The organism is Merdimmobilis hominis (assembly GCF_900104615.1).
Classification (GTDB): Bacteria; Bacillota; Clostridia; order Oscillospirales; family Ruminococcaceae; genus Merdimmobilis; species Merdimmobilis hominis.
Genome location: NZ_LT629939.1, coordinates 888,406 through 894,805, shown reverse-complemented (window position 1 = coordinate 894,805; position 6,400 = coordinate 888,406). Strand labels below are relative to the sequence as shown.

General features: G+C 58.5%; 6 protein-coding genes. All 6 read right to left on the bottom strand.

All coding sequences use genetic code 11. The annotated features are described in order from the left end of the window. Positions 1 to 1,765, bottom strand: a 1,765-nt coding sequence (locus BQ5353_RS13035; RefSeq protein WP_071427381.1) for a gluzincin family metallopeptidase, incomplete at its 3' end; no start/stop codon positions are given. Further along, on the bottom strand, positions 1,762 to 2,622 hold the full coding sequence (locus tag BQ5353_RS04315) for an ATP-binding cassette domain-containing protein (protein WP_054332107.1): 861 nt from the start codon (positions 2,620 to 2,622) through the stop codon (positions 1,762 to 1,764). The genes BQ5353_RS04315 and BQ5353_RS13035, both read right to left, overlap by 4 nt. A gap of 160 nt (positions 2,623 to 2,782) precedes the next feature. Next, positions 2,783 to 3,238 carry an AraC family transcriptional regulator gene (locus tag BQ5353_RS04310; protein WP_054332106.1) on the bottom strand — a complete coding sequence of 152 codons (456 nt, stop codon included), beginning with the start codon at positions 3,236 to 3,238 and terminating at the stop codon, positions 2,783 to 2,785. 153 nt (positions 3,239 to 3,391) lie between these two features. Beyond that, complete coding sequence (locus BQ5353_RS04305; RefSeq protein WP_071427380.1) at positions 3,392 to 4,942, bottom strand: HAMP domain-containing sensor histidine kinase; 1,551 nt, start codon at positions 4,940 to 4,942, stop codon at positions 3,392 to 3,394. Next, the gene (locus tag BQ5353_RS04300) at positions 4,923 to 5,591 is read right to left on the bottom strand and encodes a response regulator transcription factor (RefSeq protein WP_071427379.1); all 669 of its coding nucleotides are present in this window, start codon (positions 5,589 to 5,591) and stop codon (positions 4,923 to 4,925) included. Before BQ5353_RS04300 ends, BQ5353_RS04305 begins: the two co-directional genes overlap by 20 nt. Before the next feature lie 120 nt (positions 5,592 to 5,711). Continuing rightward, a complete protein-coding gene (locus BQ5353_RS04295; protein ID WP_054332105.1) occupies positions 5,712 to 6,287 on the bottom strand; it encodes a phosphate propanoyltransferase in 576 nt (191 codons plus the stop codon). Between the last annotated feature and the right edge of the window lie 113 nt (positions 6,288 to 6,400).

Below are 6,400 nucleotides of genomic sequence, written 5' to 3'. Positions count from 1 at the left end.
GCTGGGCACCCAGCCCCCACCACTGGTGGATGATCTCATGGGCGAGCACTTCTGCGCCACTGGCCCCCTTCTCCGGGTTGGAGAGGTTGTTGGCAGTGAAGCTGGCTTCGCTGATGACGCTGATGTTCTGCTTAGCGAACCCTCCAAATAAAAATTCGGTGGTCTGGATGATTTTAAAGGGCCGGTCTTCGGGGAAGGCCCGCATACCGTAGTGCTCGGTGCAGTAACGGATGGCGGCTTCCAAGGCATCGATGGCACCCAGCGCAGTCATCTGCTGCTGGTGTTTTTGGCTGTAGTAGAATTCAATAGCCATGCCGCCTCCGTTGATGTCCACCTTGACGTAATCGGCGGCGAATACCGTCATGGAATTGACGCCGCGGTCCTGGAGCATCCAGGTCGCGGTGCCGTCGCCGTTATTCCGTAGAAACTGGGAGGGGAATCCAGAGGCCACCGGGGTCAGGTTGTCCCGCAGGGTGATCTGTGCTTGGAAAGGGATGGTATCCCCCGCGATGAGCAGGTCTGGGACAGGGGAAAAGGCTGTGCCGTTGAGCTGAACCTCTTCCCGGCTGACCAAATCCCCGCTAAGCATCGTTTGGGAGATATTCCACAGCTGGGGGACGCCGCCGTATTCCACCCGGAGGGCGACCCGCTCCTCCGCCGGGAGGGTACAGCGCAAGGTGCGCCGTTTGATCAGGTCGTCCTCCAAGTCTTCGAAGGGGATATCCACCCCGTTGGCGATGACCCGGCTGACCTGGTATCCGGTGTTGAGGGAGAAGTAGAGGGGCTGCTCCCGGCCGGTGGTGTTTTGAATCTGGAAGGTAGCAAAGCCGTCCATCCTGCCAACCCAGTCGCTAACCGCGCGGATTTCCACCTGGGTTCCCAGGAGGGATAGCCCTTCCTGGGTGTGGTCTATCTCTTGTACTGCCATCCAGTCCACAGGGGAGTTGTCGAAAAAGGGCTGGCTCGTCCAGAGTATCCCGCCAAGCGAGAAGAGGAGAACGGCCAAGGCGGGGAGCATCCCCTGCCGTAGCCCCTGTAGGAAGGAGCCAAGGAAGCCTTTGCCATATCGCCGGACACAGAGGAGGGAGAGAAGCCACAGCCCAAGGAAGAATAGCAGCCATACCAACCGGGAGTAGGCGGCGGTGCGAAAGACCAGCACATTGCTGAAATCGTCGGAGAGGGCGGGAAGCATGGGCAGGCACCACTGCCAGAGGAATTTGTTCTGGAAGGGATTGCTGCGAGAGAGAATGAGGAAGAGCAGCACCGCAAGAAAGCTAACATCCGCCCGGCGCATAATCTGGTAGCAGGAGGCGCTGAGCAGGGCGCTAAAGCAAAGGGCGGGGAGGAGGAACAGCAAAAATCCCGCAAGATAGTCGGAAAGGGAAAAAACACCCCCCAGTTTCCAAGCGGCATAGGGCAGGTAGAGAGCCGCGGTGAGGAAGGTGGTGAGAAGGGAGGCGCACAGAATGCCCAAAAGCCGCACGGAAGCAAGCCTTTGGGGGGAGATAATGCTGTCGGTGATGGCGTCGGTGCGGTTTCGCTCCACCCGGCTCAATTCATAAAGAGTGAAGATAGAAAAGACTACCGTCCCTACCAAGGTGGCGGAACGCAGCTGCTGGGCAAGGTACATGCTGGCCATGGTGGTAGACCCCTGATAAGAGAATCCCCCCAATAGGCCAAGGGAGGTCAAAGCTGTGGACAGCCAACAGCTGGGGCTGCGGAGCAGGCGGGAAAATTCCACCCGGAAAAGGGAAAACCGGCTCATCGAATCCCCCCTTGCGCCACACAGTACATATAGGCGTCTTCCAAAGTGGGTTCCACCGGCTGGGCAAAGGGGGGGAGCTGGACCGCCACTACCCGGCAGGAAACTCCACAGGAGGTGTTGACTCGGGCAGTGACCGAAAAGCCTTCCTCCTCCCGGCGGTCGGCCTCTTCAAACACTCCCACGTGACCTTGGGCGGCTTGAATCAACCTGGCCGGGGCCCCGGTGAAGAGGATGCGGCCTTTGTCAATGACGATCAGCTGGTTACAGACCGACTGTACATCCTCAATGATATGGGTGGAGAGAAGGACGATTTTATCCTGGGCAATGCGGGAAAACAGGTTGCGGAAGTTGATCCGTTCCTCCGGGTCCAGGCCGACAGTGGGCTCGTCAAAGATCAGGAAGGAGGGATCCCCTAAGATGGCCTGGGCGATCCCCACCCGCTGGCGCTGCCCGCCGGAGAGGGAGCGGATCCGGCATTTTTTCTTCTCTTCCAGGTTGGTATCCCGGATGGCCCGCGCAATGGCACCGGTGCTGTCTTCAATCCCCTTGAGGGCCGCCATATAGTCCAGGAACTGCCAGACAGTCAGCTCTTCATAAAGGCCGAAGGTCTGGGGCAGATATCCCAGTTTGGCCTTCAGCTCCCTTTCGCATTGCAGGAGGGGGCGTCGGTCCACCTGGATGGAGCCGGAGGTGGGGAGAAGCCCTGCCACCAACAGCTTCATCAGGGTGGATTTGCCTGCCCCGTTGGGGCCTAAGAGTCCGACGAGGCTGGGGCTCTCCAAAGAGAGGGTCACGTCTTGCAGGGCCTGTTTGCCGGTTGGATAGGTCATGCTCAGGTGGTCGATGGAAATCTGCATGGATGTTTCCTCCTTTGAATGGTTGCTGTCCCCAGTCTATCAATTCAATTTGGAGCATCCTTGGAGGGAGTGTGGAGTTTTGGTGGAGATGGATGCCCAAAAAACAATCCCCCCTCCCCAGAATGTTTTTCATTCCGGGGAGGGGGGATTACAGGGGCAATCAGAGGATGGGCACACAGAGTTCGCATTGGTGGGATTGGATCATCCGGGCGGCGTATCGCTCCAAAATAGGGCGGGATGGGTCGGGCTGGACCCCCAATTGGGAGAGGGCCGGGAAGAGCTGGTCCCAGCCTTTTGCCACTCCTTCCGGGGTATGGGGAAGGACGGCGACGGCGTATCGGCCGCCGGCAATCCGCCCCAAAGTCATGTCCCCATCTGGTGGGAGAAGGCCCTGTGGCAGGACGAGGCAGACATCGTAGCGGCAGTCCTCCGGCTGAGTGGTCTGGGGATTGTCCCAGGCGATGGCATAGAGGACGGAATCCGCCCCCATCAGGCTGTGGAGCCGGGCCCAACTTTTCATTTTCTCCATGAGTGCGGCATTTTCGGCGCCGTAGGGTCCGGTTCGCCCCATCTTTGCGACAGGGCAGGGCGGAATGGTTTCCAGGTGAAGGTTCATTGCAGTTCCCCTTTCGGTGTAGAGCGGATGCATCCTATCCCAACCGTACCATGCATTAAAATGAAATGCAACTAGATTTTTAAAAGGGGGGAAGTTGCCTTTTTGGCAAGGCAGAAATAGAAGCAGGGCCCCATCGGGGAGCCCTGCTTGGATTTATGCCCTCTTTGAGACTGCCTCCTGGGGTTGGGCGGTTTTGGGGAAGGAAGCCACCAGAGTTTCCGGCGCGGCGGGGAAGGACATGGTAAACGCTACCCCGCCGGAGGTGTTTTCTATCCAATAGTCAGCCCCGTGGCGGTCGAGGATCATTTTAACCAGGTAGAGACCCAGGCCGCTGCCGCCGGTGCTCCGGTTGCGGGACTGTTCTACCCGGTAAAAGGCTTCAAACAGGTGGGGGATGGCCTCCTGGGGCAGGGAAACGCCACTGTTTTGCAAGGTGAAGACCACCCTTCCCCCAGCCGCCCATAGTGCCGCTGTGATGTCGGCCCCTTCAGGGGAATAATTCACGGCGTTGGAAATGAGGTTCCCCAGCGCTTTGCCCAGAAGAGCGGGATCCCCCAGGATGACCCTCCCTCGGGGAAGGTCGCTTTCCAGGCGCAGGCCCTTGAGCTCCATCCAATCGCTGTCCAAAGCCAGCTGGTCCCCAGCCAAGCGGCCCAGGTCCAAGGGCTCCGTTTGGAGGGCAAACCCGGAGGATTCCATCCGGGAGACGGTCAGAATCTCCTGAACCAACCCTTCCATCCGGGCGGTGACCTGGAGGGAACGGGCCAGGTATTTATCCCGGTCCTCATAGACACCCACCCCTTCCAGCATGCCGGTGAGCTGCCCTTTTAGGATGGTGACCGGGGTTTTCAGCTCGTGGGAGACGGCGGAAAAAAAGGCGAGCCGCTGCTGCTCCAGTTGGCGCTCCCGCCGGATGTCCTCCTGTAAGGCGGCATTTGCCGAGCGCAGCTCCCCCAAGGCGGCGGAGAGCCGGTTGGAAAGTTGGTCCAGGCTGCGGCCCAATACCCCGATTTCATCCCGACGGGTTTCGCCGCAGGTCCAGCCGAAGTCCAGGTCGGCCATCTTTTGGGAGATGCCGCTGAGCCGCACAATGGGCCGGGTGATCCACCTGGAATAGAAAAGGGAGCAAAATAGGGAGAAAATCACCATGCAGAGCAGCAGCCAAGGAGCGACCCGGCCCAGGGCCTGGACCGTCTGGTTGGCTTTGGTGACCCTAGGGGAGATGTGGACGGTGTATTCCCCCTCCTCCCCAGCGAAGGAAAAGGGATAGGTCAAATTCTCTGTAGTCACTGAATAAGAGGAGAGGCTTCCTTCTTCTATGGCGGCTTTGCCCTTGGTGACCTGCACATCCTGGATTTCCACCGATGTGATCGCCACCGTGTTTGCATCCTCATGTAGCCTAGCAGCCAAGCGGGAACCAGTGTCGACCGCCTGTCCGTCGGGGCCGAAGATGGTGACCTCTGCTTGGGTATCCCGGATAAAGCCATCCAGCACTGGGCCGCTCTCCCTCAAGGTGGTCTCTTCCAGATCCGCCACCAAGGCGTGGGATTTTTCCATCAGTTGGTCTGAAAGGATGGTGACATAGGTGTAGGGGGTGGCCAAGGCGACGATCCCATAGGTGACTGCACTGGCGGCCAGCAGCATCAGGCAGGTGATGCAGAAGATCCGAAGAGTGAGGCTGCTTTCAATTTTCTTTCGCAGCACGATAGCCTACCCCCCTCACCGTTTCAATACAGTCCAGCCCCAGCAGTTTTTTGCGCAGGTTTTTGATGTGGCTGTCCACAATCCGTTCATCCCCGAAAAAATCGTAGCCCCACAGCTTGCCCAACAGAACTTCCCGGGTAAGAACCCGGCCCTGGCTGTGGATCAGCTCGGTCAACAGGTCGAATTCCTTTTGGGTCAGGTCGAGAAGCACCCCGCCAAGGCGGCATTCCCGGGCGTCCAGGTCCAGTTCCAGCCCCCGGTACCGCAGGCAATCGGACCCGGGTTCCCCGCCGGACCGGCGCAGCACCGCCCGGATTTTCCGCAACAGGATTGGGATGGAGAAGGGCTTGGTCACGTAGTCATCCACCTCCAGGTCAAAGCCTTTGATCTGCTCCTCCTCCCCGTCTAAGGCGGTGAGCATCACAATGGGAACCTGAGATTCCCGCCGGATCAGTTCACACACACCAAACCCATCTATTTTAGGCAGCAGGATGTCCAGGAGGATCAGGTCGAAGGGGGCCTGGTGGAAGGCATCCACTGCCTCCATGCCATCGCCGGCCCAAACGGCCTCATACCCCTCCTGCTGTAGGTAAGCCAGCAAAAATTCCCCGATTTCCGGTTCGTCCTCCACAATCAAAATGCGTTTCATGGGATACCACCTCCAGGTTTTAGGATAGCAGGTCTGTTTGAATTTTTTGTGGATTCTGGAAAGAAAAAACAGCAGGCCGCGGTGCGCGGTCTGCTGTTTTACAGTCACTAGAAGAAAAAGTTACTTGACGATCTCACCAAAAACTTCACCGGAGCAAGCAGCAGCATTGCCCTCATCGGTGTCGATGTGCATTGCCAGAGCGTATTTGTCGCTGACCCGGACGACCACGTCGTCAAAGATCAGGGCGCGGCCCTCGGTGTCCAGTTTTACCTTGACAATATCTTTGTCCTTGACGCCCATCTCAGCGGCGGAAGCGGGGTCGGCATGGATGTGGCGCTTGGCGGCGATGACGCCTTCGGTCAGTTCGATCTGGCCGGCAGGGCCAACCAGGGTGATAGCGCCGCTGCCGGCGATGTCACCGGACTCGCGGACAGGAGCGGTAACCCCCAGGGTGCGGGCGTCGGTCAGGGAAACCTCAATCTGGGTATGGGAACGGGTGGGGCCGAGGACGCTCACCCGAGCGATGGTTTTCTTGGGGCCGACCAGATCCACTCTCTCTTCACAGGCGAACTGGCCAGGCTGGGACAGGTCTTTTTTCGGGGTCAGTTTGGCGCCTTTGCCGAACAGGACTTCCAGGTCGGCGTCGGTCAGATGTACATGTCTTGCGCTGGTTTCCACAATAAACTTCTTTGCCATATAAAAAACCTCCAAAGTGCGAAATTTCGGGTTTTTGATCCATCCATATTATACCGGGAAAAGATGGCCCTGTCAAACAAATGGCAAAGGTTTTACCCAGTGCTTACCGGAAT

Bases quoted from the DNA above. Each gene is read 5' to 3' on its own strand.
- BQ5353_RS04315 (WP_054332107.1), bottom strand. From the start codon at position 2,622: ATGCAGATTTCCATCGACCACCTGAGCATGACCTATCCAACCGGCAAA.
- BQ5353_RS04310 (WP_054332106.1), bottom strand. From the start codon at position 3,238: ATGAACCTTCACCTGGAAACCATTCCGCCCTGCCCTGTCGCAAAGATG.
- BQ5353_RS04300 (WP_071427379.1), bottom strand. From the start codon at position 5,591: ATGAAACGCATTTTGATTGTGGAGGACGAACCGGAAATCGGGGAATTT.
- BQ5353_RS04295 (WP_054332105.1), bottom strand. From the start codon at position 6,287: ATGGCAAAGAAGTTTATTGTGGAAACCAGCGCAAGACATGTACATCTG.